General features: G+C 43.2%; 21 protein-coding genes. All 21 read left to right on the top strand.

The features are described 5' to 3' along the window. Window positions 1-84 precede the first annotated feature (84 nt). Window positions 85-309: a flagellar FlbD family protein gene (locus ACN6MV_RS19105; RefSeq protein ID WP_042128923.1), complete on the top strand. Its 225-nt coding sequence runs from the start codon at window positions 85-87 to the stop codon at window positions 307-309. Further along, window positions 306-773, top strand: coding sequence for a flagellar basal body-associated FliL family protein (locus ACN6MV_RS19100; RefSeq protein WP_042128920.1), 468 nt, complete (start codon window positions 306-308; stop codon window positions 771-773). Before ACN6MV_RS19105 ends, ACN6MV_RS19100 begins: the two co-directional genes overlap by 4 nt. Window positions 774-812: 39 nt before the next feature. Continuing rightward, the gene (fliM, locus tag ACN6MV_RS19095; protein WP_042128918.1) at window positions 813-1811 is read left to right on the top strand and encodes a flagellar motor switch protein FliM; all 999 of its coding nucleotides are present in this window, start codon (window positions 813-815) and stop codon (window positions 1809-1811) included. Next, on the top strand, window positions 1801-3102 hold the full coding sequence (gene fliY / locus ACN6MV_RS19090) for a flagellar motor switch phosphatase FliY (RefSeq protein WP_419884632.1): 1302 nt from the start codon (window positions 1801-1803) through the stop codon (window positions 3100-3102). Before fliM ends, fliY begins: the two co-directional genes overlap by 11 nt. A gap of 26 nt (window positions 3103-3128) precedes the next feature. Next, window positions 3129-3494, top strand: a complete 366-nt coding sequence (locus ACN6MV_RS19085) for a response regulator (RefSeq protein WP_036688523.1) — start codon at window positions 3129-3131, stop codon at window positions 3492-3494. Between the two features lie 9 nt (window positions 3495-3503). Next, window positions 3504-4031, top strand: coding sequence for a flagellar biosynthetic protein FliO (locus ACN6MV_RS19080; protein WP_042128914.1), 528 nt, complete (start codon window positions 3504-3506; stop codon window positions 4029-4031). Next, window positions 4028-4789 carry a flagellar type III secretion system pore protein FliP gene (gene fliP / locus ACN6MV_RS19075; RefSeq protein ID WP_341113681.1) on the top strand — a complete coding sequence of 254 codons (762 nt, stop codon included), beginning with the start codon at window positions 4028-4030 and terminating at the stop codon, window positions 4787-4789. The genes ACN6MV_RS19080 and fliP overlap by 4 nt, the downstream gene beginning before the upstream one ends. A 21-nt stretch (window positions 4790-4810) precedes the next feature. Next, window positions 4811-5080 (top strand): flagellar biosynthesis protein FliQ, encoded by a 270-nt coding sequence (fliQ, locus tag ACN6MV_RS19070; RefSeq protein ID WP_036688516.1) that lies wholly within the window; start codon window positions 4811-4813, stop codon window positions 5078-5080. A 9-nt stretch (window positions 5081-5089) separates the two neighbouring features. Then, on the top strand, window positions 5090-5875 hold the full coding sequence (fliR, locus tag ACN6MV_RS19065) for a flagellar biosynthetic protein FliR (RefSeq protein ID WP_042132278.1): 786 nt from the start codon (window positions 5090-5092) through the stop codon (window positions 5873-5875). A gap of 22 nt (window positions 5876-5897) precedes the next feature. Further along, window positions 5898-6992 carry a flagellar biosynthesis protein FlhB gene (gene flhB / locus ACN6MV_RS19060; RefSeq protein WP_042128908.1) on the top strand — a complete coding sequence of 365 codons (1095 nt, stop codon included), beginning with the start codon at window positions 5898-5900 and terminating at the stop codon, window positions 6990-6992. Between the two features lie 18 nt (window positions 6993-7010). Further along, window positions 7011-9044: a flagellar biosynthesis protein FlhA gene (flhA, locus tag ACN6MV_RS19055; RefSeq protein WP_042128906.1), complete on the top strand. Its 2034-nt coding sequence runs from the start codon at window positions 7011-7013 to the stop codon at window positions 9042-9044. Next, a complete protein-coding gene (gene flhF, locus ACN6MV_RS19050; protein ID WP_042128904.1) occupies window positions 9041-10432 on the top strand; it encodes a flagellar biosynthesis protein FlhF in 1392 nt (463 codons plus the stop codon). The genes flhA and flhF overlap by 4 nt, the downstream gene beginning before the upstream one ends. Then, window positions 10429-11310, top strand: coding sequence for a MinD/ParA family protein (locus ACN6MV_RS19045; protein ID WP_042128902.1), 882 nt, complete (start codon window positions 10429-10431; stop codon window positions 11308-11310). The genes flhF and ACN6MV_RS19045 overlap by 4 nt, the downstream gene beginning before the upstream one ends. Before the next feature lie 33 nt (window positions 11311-11343). Continuing rightward, window positions 11344-12675, top strand: a complete 1332-nt coding sequence (locus ACN6MV_RS19040) for a protein-glutamate methylesterase/protein-glutamine glutaminase (RefSeq protein ID WP_419884631.1) — start codon at window positions 11344-11346, stop codon at window positions 12673-12675. A 34-nt stretch (window positions 12676-12709) separates the two neighbouring features. Further along, the gene (locus tag ACN6MV_RS19035; protein WP_419884630.1) at window positions 12710-14782 is read left to right on the top strand and encodes a chemotaxis protein CheW; all 2073 of its coding nucleotides are present in this window, start codon (window positions 12710-12712) and stop codon (window positions 14780-14782) included. Between the two features lie 27 nt (window positions 14783-14809). Continuing rightward, the gene (locus tag ACN6MV_RS19030; protein ID WP_042128895.1) at window positions 14810-15271 is read left to right on the top strand and encodes a chemotaxis protein CheW; all 462 of its coding nucleotides are present in this window, start codon (window positions 14810-14812) and stop codon (window positions 15269-15271) included. A 36-nt stretch (window positions 15272-15307) separates the two neighbouring features. Continuing rightward, window positions 15308-15901: a chemotaxis protein CheC gene (locus tag ACN6MV_RS19025; protein ID WP_375105424.1), complete on the top strand. Its 594-nt coding sequence runs from the start codon at window positions 15308-15310 to the stop codon at window positions 15899-15901. After that, a complete protein-coding gene (locus tag ACN6MV_RS19020; RefSeq protein WP_042128892.1) occupies window positions 15894-16391 on the top strand; it encodes a chemotaxis protein CheD in 498 nt (165 codons plus the stop codon). Before ACN6MV_RS19025 ends, ACN6MV_RS19020 begins: the two co-directional genes overlap by 8 nt. A 2-nt stretch (window positions 16392-16393) precedes the next feature. Then, a complete protein-coding gene (locus tag ACN6MV_RS19015; RefSeq protein WP_331281337.1) occupies window positions 16394-16804 on the top strand; it encodes a hypothetical protein in 411 nt (136 codons plus the stop codon). Window positions 16805-16992: 188 nt separating this feature from the next. Continuing rightward, the gene (locus tag ACN6MV_RS19010) at window positions 16993-17781 is read left to right on the top strand and encodes a FliA/WhiG family RNA polymerase sigma factor (RefSeq protein WP_042128890.1); all 789 of its coding nucleotides are present in this window, start codon (window positions 16993-16995) and stop codon (window positions 17779-17781) included. A 28-nt stretch (window positions 17782-17809) separates the two neighbouring features. Then, window positions 17810-19213: a DUF342 domain-containing protein gene (locus ACN6MV_RS19005; RefSeq protein ID WP_042128888.1), complete on the top strand. Its 1404-nt coding sequence runs from the start codon at window positions 17810-17812 to the stop codon at window positions 19211-19213. Window positions 19214-19263: the final 50 nt, after the last annotated feature.

Here is a 19263-nt window from a genome sequence, read left to right as displayed (position 1 = left end):
ATCAATAATTTAATATTTAATTAATGGTTAACGCGAAGTCGTGGGGGAGATACTCCTCCCCCTATTTTTGTTAGGAGGCCTGTTATGATATCGGTAACGAGATTAAATGGAACACCGATGTGGATCAATGCCCTACTGGTAGAAATGGTAGAAGAAAGCCCGGATACATATATTACGCTCGTAACCGGAAAAAGACTGATCGTGCTTGAAAAAGCGGATGAAGTTATTACGAAGATCCGGGATTATAACAGGGACATAGGCACATATGCTGCCACCATTAAAGTCCAGTCAATGGAGGAGCTAACATGAAGAAGATGCTGCCGTGGTTACTTACGATTTTGCTTGCGATTACACTTATTGTGATAGCCGCATTTTTATTAATGGACAAGATCTTTCCGAAAGATACGAATGATGTAAATGCTGCGGTACAAAGTGTGGAAACCAAACATTTAACTGCAGATGAAATCGTCGAACTAACGGCAGAGATCAAAGACATCAAAACAAATCTTGCTGATCCCGATTATATCGTTCAAATAGATTTCGCTTTCCAATTGAATTCTGCGAAATCAAAGGAAGCCTTCGAGAAAATAAAAGAGATCAAAATTAAGCCGATTATTATCAAAACGCTTGCAGATACCAAACCTGAGGAGCTTAACGGAGCAAATGGCAAAGATCAGCTTAGCAGCAAGCTTGTTAATTTGATCAATAAGACATTGACCGAAGGCAAAATCACTCAGATCGAAGTCACCAAATACCTTTTGGCTTCTATGTAGCTTCAGGCCTGATAATTCTTTGATGGGGGGGTGATTGAATTGGTTGATGTACTATCACAAAACGAAATAGATGCTCTACTTGCTGCACTTTCTTCAGGTGAGATGGATGCCGATGAACTTAAAAAGGAAGAAACTCAGAAGAAGATCCGATCTTATGACTTTAAACGGGCTGTTCGCTTTTCTAAAGATCATATCCGTAGTCTTACAAGGATTCATGACAATTTCGCCCGCTATCTTACAACGTACTTTTCAGCCCAATTACGCACCTTTGTGCAGATTAATGTCGTTCAAGTAGAGCAGCTCCCTTATGATGAATTCATACGTTCCATTCCAAAAATGACAATACTGAACATTTTTGAAGCTGAACCTTTAGAAGGTCGAATGGTAATGGAGGTTCATCCAAACATTGCTTTCGCTATGCTGGACAGATTGCTGGGAGGTTTTGGGACAGCGCCTTCTAAAATTAATGCTTTAACTGAGATTGAAACAACGATCATGGAGCGTATCTTCAGCAGATGCTTTGAGAGCTTGCAGGAAGCATGGAAGACTGTACTGGATATTCACCCGCGCATGGAAGCGCTCGAAACGAATCCGCAGTTCATGCAAATTGTATCGCCCAATGAGACCATTGCATTAATCTCGTTAAGCACCAAAATTGGAGATACAACAGGCATGATCAATCTTTGCATACCGCACGTCGTCCTGGAACCAATCATGTCTAGACTATCTGTTCACCAATGGTTTGTAACAGAGAAGAAGACGCGGGATGCAGATGAACTTGAAGCCATTAAGGCTAGAGTTCATAAGGCGAAATTGCCGATTGTCGCTGAACTTGGAGAATCACGTTTATCAATATCTGAGTTTCTTGGGCTTAGCGTCGGTGACGTGATCTCTCTTAACAGGAATGTAGATTCCGGACTCTCGATTAAGGTAGGGGAGAAGCTTAAGTTCATCGGAAGTCCTGGAATGGTGAAAGACCGGGTAGCCGTGCAAATAGACGAGATTGTCAGTGAAGGAGTTGAAGAATTTGACGAGTAAAGATTATTTATCCCAAGAAGAAATCGACGCCCTTCTGAGACAATCTGCGGAAGGCTCATTGGCTCCTACAGAGAAAACGGTAAATGACTATTTAACACCGTTTGAACAGGATGCTTTGGGTGAAATCGGTAATATAACATTCGGTAGTGCTGCAACAGCACTTTCCACTTTACTTGGGAAAAAGGTTGATATTACAACCCCTCAAGTTTCCATCATTACACGCGGGGAGTTTGAAGTGGCTTTTCCAAAACCACATGTAGCTGTACACGTGGAATATGTAGACGGATTTCAAGGTATTAATTCACTTGTAATTAAGATTAGAGATGCACAGGTCATCGCCGATTTAATGCTAGGCGGGGAAGGTGAACCCAAGGATGAAGAATTGAATGAAATTCACATTAGTGCTGTGCAGGAAGCTATGAACCAAATGATGGGTTCTTCTGCCACATCAATGTCTACCATTTTCAATCGCTTTGTTAATATTTCACCTCCCGGTATAGACATCCTGAATATGTCCAGCGGTGAAGGCGTAGGAAGCTTGCCGAATGACGAAACCTTAATTCGTATTTCGTTCCGTCTTAAAATAGGAGATTTAATAGACTCTACCATTATGCAGCTCTTGCCTGTCCAGTTTGCTAAGGATATGGTAACGATGCTTCTGGGTGATGTAAGCCCTGCAGCACAGGAGGCTGCAGTTACGTCAACAGAGACTCCTGCTAAGCCAGCGCATGAGACGCCGCCTATGGCTCCTCCAGTGCAGCAGGCACCTTCACAGCCCGCAGGAGAAACGCCTCCGCCATATCCACCGCAGGGGATGCCTGGTTATCCTGGAATGCCGGAAGGCGGATATTATTATCCTCCAGCAGGCATGCCGGCGTATGGCATGCCGGGGATGCCGCCATACGGAATGCCGCCACAAGGCATGCCTTATGGGCAGACACCACCGCTTAGTCCTGAAGCTAATCGCAATGTAAATGTACAGCCTGTACAATTTGCTAACCTTAACGGTGGAGCTTTTGGTCATATTGATGAAAATAATTTAAATTTATTGATGGACATACCGCTTAGAGTAACCGTAGAATTAGGAAGGACCCAGAAGCAGATAAAAGATATTTTGGAAATGTCTCAAGGCTCGATCATTGAGCTGGACAAGCTCGCCTGTGAGCCTGTAGATATTTTGGTTAACAACAAGCTTATTGCCAAAGGCGAAGTCGTAGTTATCGACGAAAACTTCGGTGTACGCGTTACGGATATCGTCAGCCAGTGGGACCGAATTCAGAAATTACAATAAGCATACTTAGGGAGGATTTTGTAAAAATGGCTAACCGAATTCTAATCGTGGACGATGCAGCATTTATGAGAATGATGATCCGTGACATTTTGTCGAAAAACGGATTTGAAGTAGTGGGCGAAGCTCAGGACGGTTCTCAAGCTATAGAGAAATTTAAAGAACTGCGTCCGGACCTCATCACGATGGATATTACTATGCCTGAGATGGACGGAATCGCCGCCCTGAAAGAAATCAAGAAAGTAGATCCGGCTGCTAAGGTTATCATGTGTTCAGCCATGGGCCAGCAGGCTATGGTTATCGATGCTATTCAAGCGGGAGCAAAAGACTTTATTGTGAAGCCTTTCCAAGCAGACCGTGTTATCGAAGCTATCAACAAAACGTTGGGTGTGTAGGAAAGAGACATGCCCGTCAATTCAGAACCGCTCGGTAGCAATAACACCCTGCTGAATTTGCTTAACGTTATTATTGTCCTTGCGGTAATCATTGTACTTATTGTGCTGCTGATCCGTTTTCTTGGACGTCGTAATCAGACCTTTATGAGCGGGCGTTCCATTCGGACGCTTGGTGCTGTAGGGTTGGGACCTAACAAGTCGATGCAGGTTATTGAACTGGGAAGCAGCCTTTACTTAATCGGGATTGGTGAGAACATATCCATCTTGGATAAAGTCACTGATCCAGATGAGGTGGCTTTGATCATTGCAGCATTTGAGGATCAATCCTCTAACCAGAATAATTTTCTCGCACCGCTTATTGCCAAGGTTAAGGTTAAGCTGCGTGGGGAGGTTCCATCAGAGGAAATCGAACTTAGTGAAACATCATCTTTTTACGAGACACTGCAATCCAAGCTTCGTTCTGCACCAGAGCGTAAAGAGAAAATGGAAGAGTTGTTCCGGGATGATGCTACTAAGGATGAGTCGAGGAATTTATGAAAAAAAAGCTAATTCTTGCTATTCTGCTGTTCGGGTTCATTAGTATAGTTATGATGCGGCCGATACATGCTGATCCTATACCTAATGTTAATATTCAGGTCGGTAATGATGGTTCAAGTGGTGGTACCAGTTCCATATCAATTCTTCTTCTCGTTACGGTTCTGAGTATTGCTCCGGCGTTTCTAGTTCTTATGACCAGTTTTACTAGAATTGTAATCGTGCTCGGCTTTGTCAGAACCTCACTTGGTACTCAGTCCATGCCTCCGAATCAGGTGCTGGTAGGGCTTGCTCTATTTTTGACCCTGTTCGTTATGTCGCCAACTTTGGCACAAGTGAATGAAACGGCGTTACAGCCGTATATGAAGGGGACAATTACACAGACTGAGGCTTTTGATAAAGCTGCTGATCCGATGAAAGAGTTTATGTTTAAACAGACCAATTCCAAAGACCTTTTGTTATTTATGAAGTATACCGGTTATACGGGATCGGCTAAACCTGCTACATACAGTGATATTCCACTGACGGTGATGGTGCCTGCTTTCGCAATTGGGGAATTGAAAAAAGCTTTTACAATGGGCTTCTTAATTTTTATTCCATTTTTGATTATTGATATTGTTGTGGCGAGTACGCTGATGGCCATGGGGATGATGATGCTTCCCCCGGTCATGATTTCATTACCTTTTAAAATAATGCTCTTTGTACTGGTAGACGGCTGGTACTTAGTCATTAAATCACTACTTCTTAGTTTTAACACCTGACCTTAAGAGGAGGCATGAGGATTGAGTACGGAGTTTATAATCGGTCTAGCAAGCCAAGCCGTATATTTAGTGCTGGAAGTCAGCGCTCCCATGCTGATTCTTGGTCTGGTGGTAGGGCTAATAATCAGTATTTTTCAAGCTACGACACAGATTCAGGAACAGACGCTAGCGTTTGTTCCCAAAATCGTCGCAGTACTGCTGGCTTTATTGCTATTTGGTCCGTGGATCATCACGAAGCTAATTGACTTTACTAGCCAAATTCTAGGAAATCTTTATATGTATATTGGTTAAGCAATGAACATGGATACCCTATTGCAAAGTTTACCCGTCTTTTTGCTTATTTTTTGTCGAATTACCGCTTTTTTTGTTGTCGTTCCAGTGTTTTCTTCTCAAGGGGTACCGACAACTTTTAAGATCGGCATTTCTTTTTTTGTAGCTTTGGTAGTCTTTAGTGCTAGTGGAACCGGAATTACGATTCCGCAGGATTTTAGTTATATTTTGCTGATTATGAGAGAGGTATTAATAGGTCTTTTACTAGGTTTCATTGGATATTTGATGTTTATGGCGATTCAGACAGCGGGTTCTTTTATTGATATTCAGATTGGCTTCGGTATTGCGAACGTCATTGATCCTATGACTGGAACGTCAGCACCTATTCTCGGTAATTTCAAATATATGATAGCCCTGCTAATGTTTCTGAGTATGAATGGACATCACCATCTGCTAGATGCCATTGTATACAGCTATAAATGGATTCCTATGAATAATGATTTATTTCTACGCATGGTAGATGGTAGTTTATCAGAGTTTCTGGTCCGAACATTTGCGCAGTCGTTTGTATTAGCTTTTCAAATGTCTGCACCATTAGTAACCGCACTGTTTCTGACTGATGTTGGCCTTGCCTTTTTGGCGAGAACGGCTCCGCAATATAATGTATTCGTTATAGGGGTTCCGCTCAAAATCATTATAGGTCTTGCACTTCTTTTAGTGCTGATGCCAGGTCTGGCTGTGCTGTTTCAGAATCTCTTCGAAATTATGTTCGAATCCATGGAGAATTTACTGGGTCTCATGGGGAAGAAGCCGTAGGTGACCGTAAGGGGAGAGTATTATGCCTAAGACGAAGCGTTATAGACTAGATCTTCAACTCTTCGCCGGTGAAAAGACGGAAAAAGCAACCCCGAAGAAACGGCAGGATGCTCGTAAAAAAGGCCAAGTCGCCAAAAGTGCTGAGCTGTCTGGTGCGGTTGTATTGTTAGCTGCGGTAGTTAGCTTGATGATGTTTGGCGGTTTTATGAAAGAGCGTTTTATGAAGCTATACACGGACGTATTTCAGAATCGAATGATGCTGGACGTTACGCCTGAGAATATAACGCTGCTATTTAATCAGTATGGCTTGCAAATCTTGATTTTGCTAGCTCCATTACTTGGAATTACGTTTGTTATGGCGCTTGTCTCCAACTTGGCGCAGGTAGGCTTTATGGCTACGGGAGAGGGGATTACTCCTAAATTCAGTAAGATTAATCCTATAAAAGGTTTCAAAAATATTTTCTCTATGCGTTCTTTTGTAGAATTCCTGAAATCAATATTCAAGCTTCTAATTATTTCTTATCTGGTATATAGCACATTATGGGGAGAAAAGAAGAACTTTGCATCCCTGTCGCATATCAGTGCGGAGGGGATTTTTAAGTTTGCGGCCAAGCTGACGATGAGTCTTGGTTTGAAAATCGGGGTTGCTTTGCTAGTTATGGCTTTTCTTGACTTTATGTATCAGAAGTACGAACACGAAAAAAGTCTGAAAATGTCTAAGCAGGATATCAAGGATGAATACAAAAAAATGGAGGGTGACCCTCTAATCAAAGGCAAGATCAGGGAACGCCAACGTAGAATGGCCATGCAGCGCATGATGCAGGAGGTTCCTAACGCGGATGTAATTATTACAAATCCAACGCACTTTGCTGTTGCACTAAAATATGACGGTTCCAAGATGGAAGCGCCTCAGATTATTGCAAAAGGGCAGGATTATGTAGCACTTCGTATTCGGGAGCTGGCTAAAGAACATGGCGTCGTGACTATGGAAAACAAACCGCTGGCACGGGCATTATTCCAAAGAGCAGAAATTGGAGATGTCGTTCCAAATGATCTGTTTCAGGCTGTGGCTGAAGTGCTGGCATATGTATATAAGCTAAAAGGTAAGAGGAAATAAGGCGGGGGGGTTAGGACATTGAAAGCTAAAGATTTAACAGTTTTGCTAGGCATCATCGGTATCGTGCTTATGATGATTCTGCCTATCCCGTCCTGGCTTTTGGACGTTTTGCTTGTCATTAATATCTCTATAGCATTAATTATCATATTAGTGGCTATGAACACGAAGAATGCACTCGAGTTTTCAATTTTCCCTTCATTATTGCTGGTTACGACATTGTTTCGTCTGTCACTAAACATTTCGACAACAAAACTGATCCTGACCTACGCAGATGCCGGTTCGGTGGTATCTACTTTCGGTAGCTGGATCGCCGGCGGACAAATTGCCGTTGGATTTATCGTGTTTCTAATTTTGGTAGTGGTTCAGTTTATTGTTATTACCAAAGGGTCAGAGCGTGTAGCTGAGGTAGGGGCGAGATTTACCCTGGATGCGATGCCCGGCAAGCAGATGAGTATTGATGCCGATCTTAATGCAGGCATGATTAACGAAACTCAGGCACGTGAACGGCGCCGTAATGTTGAGCGGGAAGCGGATTTTTTCGGAGCCATGGATGGTGCGAGTAAATTCGTTAAAGGAGACGCGATTGCGAGTATCATTATCCTGTTGATCAATCTTATTGGTGGATTTATTATCGGTATGGTTGTTCACGGAATGGATTTTTCCACTGCGTTATCTACTTATTCCGTATTGACGATCGGGGACGGTCTAGTCAGCCAAATTCCTGCTTTGCTCATTTCGACTGCAGCAGGTCTTATCGTTACTAGAGCTTCATCGGAAGGAAATCTGGCAGAAGAACTAACTGGGCAATTGCTGTCCTATCCAAAGCTGTTATACATTGTTGCAGTTACTGTTGCTTTTCTAGGTCTCTTCACACCTATACATATGATTACTACGCTCCCACTAGCAGGTTTGCTGGCTTTTGCAGCCTATAGTATGGGACAGAATTTAAATCGAAAACAGATTGCCGAAGAGCAGCTTGTTGAAGAGAAGCAGATTGAAGAGGTACGAAGTCCGGAAAGTGTAATCAATTTACTCTCTGTGGATCCAATTGAATTCGAGTTCGGTTATGGTCTTATACCTTTGGCAGATACAGGTCAGGGTGGCGATTTGCTAGATCGCATCATCATGATTCGACGGCAATGTGCCCTTGAAATGGGTCTTGTAGTGCCTGTTATTCGCATTCGCGACAATATTCAACTAAAACCGAATGAATATGTCATAAAAATTAAAGGAAATACTGTCGGCGGCGGTGAATTATTACTTAATCACTACTTGGCTATGAGTCCAGGTTATGATGATGAATCTATAAACGGTATTGAGACCATTGAACCATCGTTTGGACTTCCTGCGCTATGGATTGACGAGTCGGTTAAAGAGCGGGCTGAATTGTCCGGGTATACCGTCGTAGATCCACCATCCGTTGTTGCAACACATTTGACGGAGCTCATTAAGCGGCACGGACATGAGCTGATAGGACGACAAGAAACTAAGATGCTGGTGGATAACCTAAGAGATAATTATCCAGTGCTTGTCGACGATCTAATTCCTTCCGTATTGGCGATTGGGGATGTGCAGAAGGTACTTGCCAAGTTGCTGCGCGAGAAGATATCGATCAGGGATTTGGTCACTATCTTTGAGACGTTAGCAGACTATGGGACGTACACCAAGGATCCTGATATTCTTACCGAATATGTTCGTCAGTCCTTGTCCAGACAGATTACTCAGCAATTCTCGCAAGTAGGAGAGACGCTGAAAGTTATCACGGTGGGACCTAATCTGGAGAAGAAAATTTCTGAGAGTGTACAGCAATCAGAACAGGGCAGTTATTTGGCACTGGATCCAGCTTCGACTCAGACGATCTATCAGCGGTTAAGCGAACAGATCAATCGACTGCTACAGTCTGGACAACAGCCCATTGTACTCACATCACCAACCATTCGTATGTATTTGCGACAGGTGATTGAACGGACAATGCAGGATATTCCTGTGCTGTCTTATAGCGAACTAGAGCCTAACATTGAAATACAGAGCGTCGGAGTGGTGAATTTATGAGAGTGAAGCGTTATGTTGTCGATACGATGCCTGACGCCATGCATTCCATTCGCAGTGAGCTTGGAAGCGAGGCCGTCATTTTAAGTACAAAAGAAATCAAGATTGGCGGATTTTTAGGATTGTTTAAAAAGAAAAAAATAGAGGTTGTAGCGGCTGTTGAAAAAGCTCAACAGGGGAGTACTCCTGAAAAGCCTGTCAAGCCTGCGATGAACATTCCGCGCAGCGCTGTCCCGCAGGCTTACCAAAAAGCATCATCTACAACATCTACAGCTACTGTTACGTTGGAAAAGCCCGAAGAACCTAGGTCATTTGCTGAGATCGCCGCAGCCTTGTCTGAAGCAATTGATGTAGAGCAATCGACGAAAAAGCATCCAGAGCCCTTACAAGAATCTCGGAATGTAAGCAAGGATCATCTCAAAGCGTCTGAAACAAATCAGGAGGATATGACATCTGTATCTGCACTTTATGAGTCTCTTGGTCTGGAACAGACACCCGCCGTTGCTTCGGCTATTGATAATGATGTCCTTCGTGAGATTAGAGATATGAAGCAGTGGATGGAACGAATCGCTAGACAATCTTCGGGGGCTAGGGAGTTGCCGGACAGTCTTCAGCAGCTTAGAGATCTTTTGATTGAGCAGGAGATGGATACTGTACTTGTTGAAGAATGGATTAGTAATATCTCAGAACGTTGGGCAGATGAAGGACGTACTTGGGGGCCAGAGAAATTTCAGGAGTCCTTGAAAGAACAACTCGATGGATTTCTGGCAGGTCGAATCGCTGATGGAATTGCACAGGATACCCAAATTGTATATATTGCAGGGCCCACCGGAGTAGGGAAAACAACTACAATAGCCAAGCTTGCGGCTGAACAGCTTTTCAAATACGGACGCAAGGTTGGTTTTATCACCTCTGATACGTATCGAATTTCAGCTGTGGAGCAGTTGCGTACATACGCATCTATTCTAAATGTTCCGCTAGAGGTGGTTCAGTCGCCAGGTGATTTACAAAGAGCACTTTTTCGATTAGAGAGTTGTGATCTTGTAATTATGGATACAGCTGGACGGAATTATCGCAATGATATGCTTGTAGCAGAACTGCAAAGCTTGTTGGAGAAGGAATTAAGAAGTGAGACCTATCTTGTGCTCAGCTTGACCTCGAAAAGCCGTGATATGAAATTGATTGCAGAGCATTTCGGCAGGTACAGGCTGGATAAAGTTATTTTTACCAAGCTAGATGAGACGGGAAGTTATGGACCACTCTTTAACGTCCTGAATGATTTCCCTCTCACATTATCTTATATGACCAATGGTCAAAATGTACCCGACGATTTATTGATGGCTTCCAAAGAACAACTTAGTGAAATGCTTCTTGGAACAGGTGAATCATGATGGATCAGGCACAATCCTTGAGACAGCTTGTATCCAGTCAGGAGCCGAAACTAGCTGAAAAAGGGGAAACATCCGCCCGTATCATTACTGTTTGTAGTGGTAAAGGTGGCGTAGGTAAATCGAATTTTACACTTAATTTCGCTTTAACCTTAAAAGCAATGGGAAAGAGAGTATTGCTGTTCGATGCAGATATTGGCATGGCTAACATAGACGTGTTAATGGGCGTGTCGGCGAAGTATAACCTATATCATCTGTTAAAAAGAGAAGCGGATATTGAGCAGATTATTCAGTTAGGACCGAACGGCCTTCCTTTTATAGCTGGTGGATCGGGCATGGATGAGTTGTTTTCCCTTTCGGAATCGGATCTTAATTATTTCACAGCCCAGATAGCTCATATAGCGGACAGCATGGATTATATTTTGTTTGATACAGGTGCTGGATTATCTAAGGAAACGATGAAATTTATAACCTCTGCGGACGATTGCCTAGTAGTTACTACGCCAGAACCGACTGCTATTACAGACGCCTATGCTTTAATGAAGGTTGTGAATCGGACGCATCCGGAAATTTCATTTAAACTGATCGTGAATCAAGCGGGTGATGAAAGAGAAGCGTCAGTGACAAGTGATAAGATTCGTATGGCTGCCAGTCGTTTTTTACAATTAGATGTTTCCTATCTTGGTCATATAAGCTCAGATGCCCATGTAGTGCAGGCCGTCAAAAGGCAAACGCCATTCTCATTGGCTTTTCCAAACAGCGTTGCTGCAAGAGATATACATCGGCTAGCCCTAAGTTATTTGACCATAGATGGTAAAAAGGATACAAAAGTTCAAGGTATTAAAGGCTTTATTCATAAATGGTTAAAGCGAAGTAAATAATTGTTCTGAATCTGGAACAGAGGTGGAAATGATATGAAGCCATATAAAGTTTTGGTTGTTGATGATTCTGCATTTATGCGCAAGATCATTTCCGATTTAATTGAAAATGACGCTGACTTTCAGGTGACGGCAACAGCCACAAACGGGCGTGAAGCTATCGAGAAAATTAACAAGCTGCGTCCGGATCTAGTTACCATGGATGTGGAAATGCCGGAGATGAACGGCCTGGAAGCGCTGAAAATAATAATGGCGTCAGATCCGCTGCCAGTGATTATGCTGTCAGGTATCAATGAAGAGGGTATGAAGGAAACCATTCTTGCACTGGAATGGGGCGCTTTTGATTTCATTCGTAAACCTTCGATATCAAACTCTCAGGATATAACGGGAGTAGGGGAATCCCTAAGAGAACAAATGAAAGAAGCTATGTTGGCTCGGGAGCAGCGAGAAGCGCGAGCATCTGCATTTAGGCTGCCTGACATTGCACCTTTAGAGCCATTACTGCCGACTGCTACAAGATCGATACCAGACAAACCCAAGGCTACGCTTAAATCTTCTCTCAAAAATGAAGGGGTAAGGAAACCTCGGGGAAAACAGCCAGTAGATAGTACTATCCCTAAAGTAGCAACTAAACCAATAATCTCTGCTAAAACACCGATATCTGAAAAGACCAAACCAAAGTCTAAAGTAGAGAATAAACCAACTCCCCGCAAACCGGTGATAGAATCTTTAGTGGAGGTATCCTCTGATCCTCCGGTACTTCCTCCGGATCGAATGGTTGGTAGCAAGAATTTGCAAAAATTAGTTGCTGTCGGTTGTTCTACAGGCGGCCCCCGTGCACTAAAGGTGCTTCTGGAGAAGATTCCCGCAGATTTTCCGGCTCCGATAGTCATTGTGCAGCATATGCCGCCTAACTTCACGAAATCACTGGCCCAGCGACTGAATACATTCAGTCCGCTAGAAGTGTTAGAGGCAGAGCAGGGGATGATATTACGAAAAGGGACTGCTTACATTGCGCCTGGAGGTTATCATTTACAAGTTACCCCATCAGCTAAAGGGCAATATGCAGTTGTACTCACGAAGGAGGAGGCACGAAATGGCCACCGACCTTCAGTGGATGTTTTATTCGAATCATTGCTTCCACTCACATCGCTAGATCGGCATGTGTTGCTGATGACAGGGATGGGCAGTGATGGTGCAAGGATGATGAAATCTCTCTATGACTCAGGCGTAACCTCAACTTTTGCTGAAAGTGAAGAGACCTGTGTCGTATACGGGATGCCGCGATCTGCGGTGGAATTGCAGTGCGTCAAATATGTACTACCTTTGCAAGAAATTGCTCCAAGGCTAGTGCAAGCCGTTAAATAACGGAAAAGCGAACTCGAAGGGGAGGTGCTCTACTATGGACATGAACCAATATTTATCCATGTTTATTGATGAGTCGAATGATCATCTGCAGTCATTGAACGAGAGCATGATGGGGTTAGAAGCGAATCCTGAGGATCTTAGTATCGTACAGGTAATATTCCGCTCTGCGCACACCTTAAAAGGTATGGCAGCAACTATGGGTTTTGAAGATTTGGCTTCACTTACACACCAAATGGAAAATGTGTTAGATCTTGTACGTAATAACAAGCTGCGCATGCAGGATTTTATTTTTGATACGTTATTCAAAAGTTTGGATGCCTTAGAGTCTATGGTTGAAGACATTACTGGCGGTGGCGAAGGTAAAGCAGATGTATCAGCCATTGTCTCCTCCCTACAGGCTATTGTTCGAGGAGAGATTCCTGTTGAAGGTGGCGGAGCATCTGCTGCTGCAACTCCAGCAGCACAAGCAGGTGAAACTCCGATTCATTTGGACGAGTTCCAATTTTCTGTTCTAGAACAATCGATTCAGGAAGGGCATCATGCATTGTATGTGGACGTAACAATCCGTAAGGATTGTCAACTTAAGGCTGTCCGTGCATACATGGTGTTCGATCTACTCGAACGTTCGGGTGAAGTGGTTAAATCCTTCCCATCCGTTCAAGATATAGAACAAGAGAAATTTGACCAAAGCTTCTCACTCTATTACATAACCCAAAAAACCGCGGATCAAATTCAGGCGATGATTATGAATTTGTCTGAAATTGATAAAGTAACGGCAGTAGCACTAGATCAAGAATCCTTGAAAATGCTTGGTCAAGAATCAGGATCCGCTGTGTCAGAGGTGGCCGCAACAGCCGTCGAGGTGGAAACAGCTCCTGCTCCAGTAGCATCGGCTAAACCATCACCTACCAAAGATGAAAGTAATAAGCCGGTAGCAGCCAAAACAGGAGGGGCACCTTCCCGTACAATTCGTGTAGATATCGAACGTTTAGACGTGCTCATGAATCTATTTAGTGAGCTTCTGATTGACCGAGTTCGTTTGGAGCAGCTGGCTTCAGAGGTACAGAATAGTGATCTTACGGAAACCGTAGAGCATATGGGCAGAGTAAGTGGTGATCTACAGAATATCGTTATGAAGCTTCGAATGGTTCCAGTAGATACCGTATTTAACCGATTCCCACGTATGGTTCGTGATCTAGCTAAGTCGCTGGACAAGAAAGTAGATCTTATCGTAACGGGTGCCGAAACTGAGCTTGACCGGACGGTAATCGATGAAATTGGTGATCCGTTAGTGCATTTATTGCGTAACGCGGTGGATCACGGGATTGAATCCATTGCTGACCGCATTGCTGCAGGTAAACCAGAGACTGGAACCGTTCATCTTCGAGCTTTCCACAGTGGAAATCATGTTTTCATTGAAATCGAGGAAGATGGAACAGGTATTTATCCAGAGAAGGTCCTGAAGTCTGCTGTGAAAAAAGGCGTGATTACACAAGAGCAAGCAGCGAATATGACGGATGAGGAAGCTTATCAATTGTTATTTGCACCAGGTTTCAGTACAGCAGAAGTTATTTCTGATGTCTCTGGTCGTGGCGTAGGGCTGGATGTTGTAAAAGCTAAGATTTCTTCTCTGGGTGGTAATGTAACGATCTATTCTTCTCCTGGAAAAGGAACGAATTTCTCAGTTCAGCTGCCACTTACTCTATCCATTATTGCGGCCATGCTTATTCGATTGGGCTCTGAGAAGTATGCCATTCCATTATCCTCCATTGTGGAAACTGGAATCGTGAAGAACACTCAGATTCGTACGATTCATGGTAACAAAATGTTAGAATTCCGGAATTCTCATATTCCACTGGTTTCGCTTAGTCGTCTATTTTCGGTACCTGATTACGACGAAAGTACTGAAGAAGAGACAGAGATCGTAGTTGTTCGTAAGGGAGAACGTCTTGTGGCTTTAGCTGTACAGGATTTTATTGGTCAAAACGAAATAGTTATCAAGAATTTGGGTAAATATTTACCTGAAATTCAAGGGATATCTGGTGCAACGATACTTGGAGATGGTCAAGTAGCACTTATTATCGATCCGAACGCTTTTATTAAATAACTAGGATAGAACAGGGAGGTTCATTCCATGGCTGAAGATATTAAAGTGATAGTGTTCAAATTAGGCTCAGAGGAATACGGTATTGAAGTTGAGAAGGTACAGACTATTGAGCGTATGATGCCAATTACACGCGTACCTAAAACGTATTCTTTTATCAAAGGTGTAATTAATTTACGTGGAGTTGTTATTCCCGTGATTGACCTTCGTGGCCGCTTTGGGATCGAAGAGGCGGAGCACACGGATCAGACTCGTGTAATCATCGTATCTGTTAATGAAATGGAAGTAGGTTTCATTGTAGATTCAGCAAACGATGTAATAGATTTGAATAGAGATTCTATCGATACACCTCCAGATGTTGTTGGCGGCATCAAAGCAAAGTATTTAGATGGGGTGGCCAAGATAGGCGAAGAGCGCTTGCTGATCATGCTTAATCTGTCAGAAGTGCTTAACAAAGGCGAAATCGTTCAATTAGAAAGCCTAGAGGGCTAACCTGTGGAATTATTTAAGCACTATAAGGATTTCAAAATGGATGTGCTTAAGGAAGTCGGGAATATTGGAGCTGGAAATGCAGCCACCGCATTATCACAGCTTTTGAATAAGCCGATTGATATGGCAGTTCCCAAGGTACAGCTTCTCAACTTTGAAGAGATTACGGACAAAGTTGGTGGAGCTGAAGAATTTGTATACGCAGTTTTCTTACGTGTAGAGGGTGAAGCTCCGGGCAACCTGTTTTTCATTCTTTCACCGGAAGCGGCTTTGAACTTACTTAGTCGCATCGCAGGCATCGAGATTTTGAGTGACCAAGAGCTTGGAGAAATGGAGCTTTCTGCGCTGAGTGAAATTGGCAATATTTTGGCCGGGTCGTACCTATCTTCTCTTGCAGACTTCACCTCACTTTCTATGTATCCAACAGTTCCTGCACTTGCCATGGATATGGCTGGAGCCATCCTAAGCTACGGTTTGCTGCAATTTGGGCAAATGGGTGACGATGCATTGTTGATCGATACTACCTTTTTTGAGGGGAAAAACGAAATTGAAGGGCAATTTTTCCTTATTCCCGATCCGGAATCATTCCCGAAAATCTTCAAATCGCTAGGAGTCCCGTTTGAAAATGATTGAAGAACAAAGCATCATTAAAGTAGGGATGGCAGATCTTAACATTGGAAGCCAGGATAGTTTGATTCGTACAACGGGTCTTGGCTCCTGCGTAGGATTGACATTGTTTGACCCTGGAAAAAAACTCGCAGGTATGGCGCATGTAATGCTCCCTACTTCTGAGATTGCTAGGGAAGGGCAATTAAACATCGCTAAGTTTGCAGATACTGCAGTGCCGGAGCTCTTATCCCGTTTGCTGGAACTTGGTGCGGTTCGAAGTCGGATCGTGGCCAAGATGGCAGGAGGATCACAAATGTTTGCCTTTGCCGGGGGGAGCGACACCATGAGGATCGGGCCTCGTAATGTTGAATCTTGTAAACTTGCTCTTGAGCTCTTAAAAATTCCGTTAATTGCGGAAGATACGGGCGGTAATTATGGCCGTACGATAGAAATTGCCTGCAACACTGGTGTATTGTTCATCCGCAGTGTGCAAAAAGGCGCTAAGGAAATATAAATATGAAGATGATAGGAAACATTTTAATAAACTTGCTGTTTGGTTTGATAGGTTTTGTATTCACATTTTTTGTAACCTACAGTAATAATGTTCTCGGCACTAGTTTATTACGAAGCCTATTAGGATTTATCATATGGTTTCTGCTTGCTTTCCTCCTAAGATGGGTATTGGGTTTTATTATGTATCAATCTTCGCCTCCAGTTGAACAGGATGCTGACGGAGAAGAACTTGGTGCGAAACTAGACATCAGTACCCCTGATGAGGATGAAGAGTTAATCAACCTGCTCAAACCGAAGCCAGGACAAGGAAGTGGGAACAGTGAGGGGTTCAAGCCTCTTACACCCCCAAAACTAGTCTCTATGAAAGATCCTGAAGAATTGGCCAAGGCCGTTCGTCACCTGAAAGAAGAATAAGCGAGCGCTGTGGCGGAATCGGTTATCTTAAAATATAAGGGTGTATAAGCTTCCGCTATACATTATCCTTATATTTCTCGCTTAAACGCTGCCGTCCTTAGGAGGACACCGAAGGCGTTTATGCTTGTGACAAGGCAGGTTTCGCCGCGACAAGCTCTCTGACTAAACTTTGGGAAGGGTGAAAGCTATTGAACGAGCGTAAAGCTTCTCAATTGGAAACTGACGAGCTATGGGAACAGTGGAAAGAACACAATAACCCTGAAGCCAAAAAGAAGCTGATAGAGAGTTACCTCCATATTGTTGATTATGTATCCAGCCGTTTGGCTGTGGGATTACCCAAGAATGTTTCTAAAGATGATCTAGCGAGCAATGGAGTAATGGGACTAATTGATGCGATTGAAAAATTCGACTACAAACGAGGATTACAGTTTCAGACATATGCTTCCTGGCGAGTACGCGGTGCAATTTTAGATTCCTTACGCCAAAGTGATTGGGTTCCTAGATCTGTGCGAGAAAAAGCTAAAAAAATCGAGGACGCTTATCAGCAACTTGAACAGAAGTATCTAAGATCTGTTAGTGATGAGGAAATGAGTCTATACCTGGATATAAGTGTAACAGAATTTCAAAATATGTTGCAGGATGTGGCTGTTATGTCACTATGTTCACTAGAAGACCCGATCCGTGAAGAGGAATCAGAGACCCGAATGTCCATACTGGTGGACGATAAAGCTAAGAATCCGGATAGCAAGGTAAATGAGTTCTACTTACGCGAAGCGCTCACCAAAGGTATTGAGAAATTAACGGTGAAAGAACGGACCGTCGTGTCCCTTTTATATTATGAAGATTTATCATTGAGCGAAATTGCAGAGGTCATGTCATTATCTCCTTCACGGATTTCGCAGCTTCATTCCAAGGCCATTTTACGGCTGAGGGGAACGCTTGAGAAAAATCGCGATCTACTTATGCAGAATGATTAACCGTTAGCGGTGACAAGGGGGAGCAAAATTGATCGGTCAAAATGCTTTGGATCAGTACTTAAGTATTACTTTTTCGGATGACAAAGGGATCGCGTATTTGCAGTTCTCCAAAAAAGATGAGAAATTTTCCTGCTCACCTACAGAATTGGAAAGCTTCCTGAACAGTCACAATATTCGCTACGGGATCCAGCGAGATGTTGTTGAACGTATTTGTAGTCATCCGGAGGAGTTTTTTTGGAGCAAAGTCGCTATTGCTACGGGTGAACCAGCAGTTAATGGAGTCGACGGAAGTATAATGCTCACTGTTGATCTGGAAGAGGATCGCAAGCCGCTTGAAAAAGCGGATGGTAAGGTAGATTATAAGGATTTAGTTCGGCTTCGTAACGTGCTCAAAGGAAAATTGATCGCTAGAATTATCCCTGCTCAGCCTGGTAAACATGGAAAGACTGTAACTGGGGATCAGCTTGCTTTCAGAGCTGGAAAGGAAGCTCATTTTAAAGTCGGAAAGAATGTACTTGTTGATAACAATGGAACATCGATGTATGCCGCAATTGACGGTCTTGTTACTTTAACCGATAGCGGTAAAATCAATGTTTTTCCTGTATATGAAGTGAATGGTGATGTGGATTACAGTACTGGGAACATAGATTTTGTAGGTACTGTTGTTATTCGAGGAAACGTACTTTCCGGCTTTTCTGTAAAGTCAGCTGGTGATATTCGTGTAGTTGGTGGAGTAGAGGGAGCAGAATTAATCTCTGGTGGATCCATTGAAATCACGGGTGGAATTATCGGCTATAACAAAGGACATGTAACCGCTGGGAAGAATGTAAAGGTCTCATTCATTCAAGATGGCAATGTTACCGCTGGTGAAGATGTCATTGTATCCCAGAGTATTATGCATTCCAATATACGTGCGGGCAGGGATGTGCTTTGTAACGGTGCTAAGGGTTTAATCGTAGGCGGAACTGTTCAGTCCGGGGAAAGAGTTGTGGCACGCACAATAGGCAATACCATGTCCACAGCGACTGCGATTGAGGTAGGTGTAGTGCCTGAACTCAGAAATGAGATTAATGAATTACGTCAATCGCTACGACAGTTGCTTGAAAATGAGGACAAAACTTCTAAAGCGCTGTATCTCTTAAATCAACTGGCAACCAACGGTCAACTACCTGCGGATAAAGTGGCGCTTCGTGTTAAATTGAATGCTACTAAACAATCTCATCAACGTGAGGAAAAAAGAATTAAAGAACGGGTGCTGGAGATTGAAAGAATGCTAGAAGATACAGGTAGAGCTAGAGTTGAAGTGATCAAGACAATCTATGGTGGATCCAAGATTATGATCGGCAGATATACCCGATTTGTAAAGGACCCTACCGAACGAGTTGTGTTTGCCTATAGTGAAGGTGATATATCCTTAACGCCATACAATTAATTAGGCGGGCAGCATTAGCGGCCGGCCATTCTTGAAATTTAAGAAAGTGT

It is taken from the genome of Paenibacillus sp. B-A-8, from assembly GCF_048572915.1.
Classification (GTDB): domain Bacteria; phylum Bacillota; class Bacilli; order Paenibacillales; family Paenibacillaceae; genus Paenibacillus_AQ.
The sequence above is the reverse complement of the archived record's forward strand: the minus strand, read 5'-3'. Positions and strand labels throughout refer to the sequence as shown.

Bases quoted from the DNA above. Each gene is read 5' to 3' on its own strand.
- ACN6MV_RS19085 (WP_036688523.1), top strand. From the start codon at position 3,129: ATGGCTAACCGAATTCTAATCGTGGACGATGCAGCATTTATGAGAATG.
- ACN6MV_RS19025 (WP_375105424.1), top strand. From the start codon at position 15,308: ATGGATGTGCTTAAGGAAGTCGGGAATATTGGAGCTGGAAATGCAGCC.
- ACN6MV_RS19105 (WP_042128923.1), top strand. From the start codon at position 85: ATGATATCGGTAACGAGATTAAATGGAACACCGATGTGGATCAATGCC.
- ACN6MV_RS19045 (WP_042128902.1), top strand. From the start codon at position 10,429: ATGATGGATCAGGCACAATCCTTGAGACAGCTTGTATCCAGTCAGGAG.
- ACN6MV_RS19030 (WP_042128895.1), top strand. From the start codon at position 14,810: ATGGCTGAAGATATTAAAGTGATAGTGTTCAAATTAGGCTCAGAGGAA.
- flhB (WP_042128908.1), top strand. From the start codon at position 5,898: ATGCCTAAGACGAAGCGTTATAGACTAGATCTTCAACTCTTCGCCGGT.
- ACN6MV_RS19020 (WP_042128892.1), top strand. From the start codon at position 15,894: ATGATTGAAGAACAAAGCATCATTAAAGTAGGGATGGCAGATCTTAAC.
- flhF (WP_042128904.1), top strand. From the start codon at position 9,041: ATGAGAGTGAAGCGTTATGTTGTCGATACGATGCCTGACGCCATGCAT.
- ACN6MV_RS19015 (WP_331281337.1), top strand. From the start codon at position 16,394: ATGAAGATGATAGGAAACATTTTAATAAACTTGCTGTTTGGTTTGATA.
- ACN6MV_RS19080 (WP_042128914.1), top strand. From the start codon at position 3,504: ATGCCCGTCAATTCAGAACCGCTCGGTAGCAATAACACCCTGCTGAAT.
- ACN6MV_RS19035 (WP_419884630.1), top strand. From the start codon at position 12,710: ATGGACATGAACCAATATTTATCCATGTTTATTGATGAGTCGAATGAT.
- ACN6MV_RS19040 (WP_419884631.1), top strand. From the start codon at position 11,344: ATGAAGCCATATAAAGTTTTGGTTGTTGATGATTCTGCATTTATGCGC.
- ACN6MV_RS19100 (WP_042128920.1), top strand. From the start codon at position 306: ATGAAGAAGATGCTGCCGTGGTTACTTACGATTTTGCTTGCGATTACA.
- fliP (WP_341113681.1), top strand. From the start codon at position 4,028: ATGAAAAAAAAGCTAATTCTTGCTATTCTGCTGTTCGGGTTCATTAGT.
- fliR (WP_042132278.1), top strand. From the start codon at position 5,090: ATGGATACCCTATTGCAAAGTTTACCCGTCTTTTTGCTTATTTTTTGT.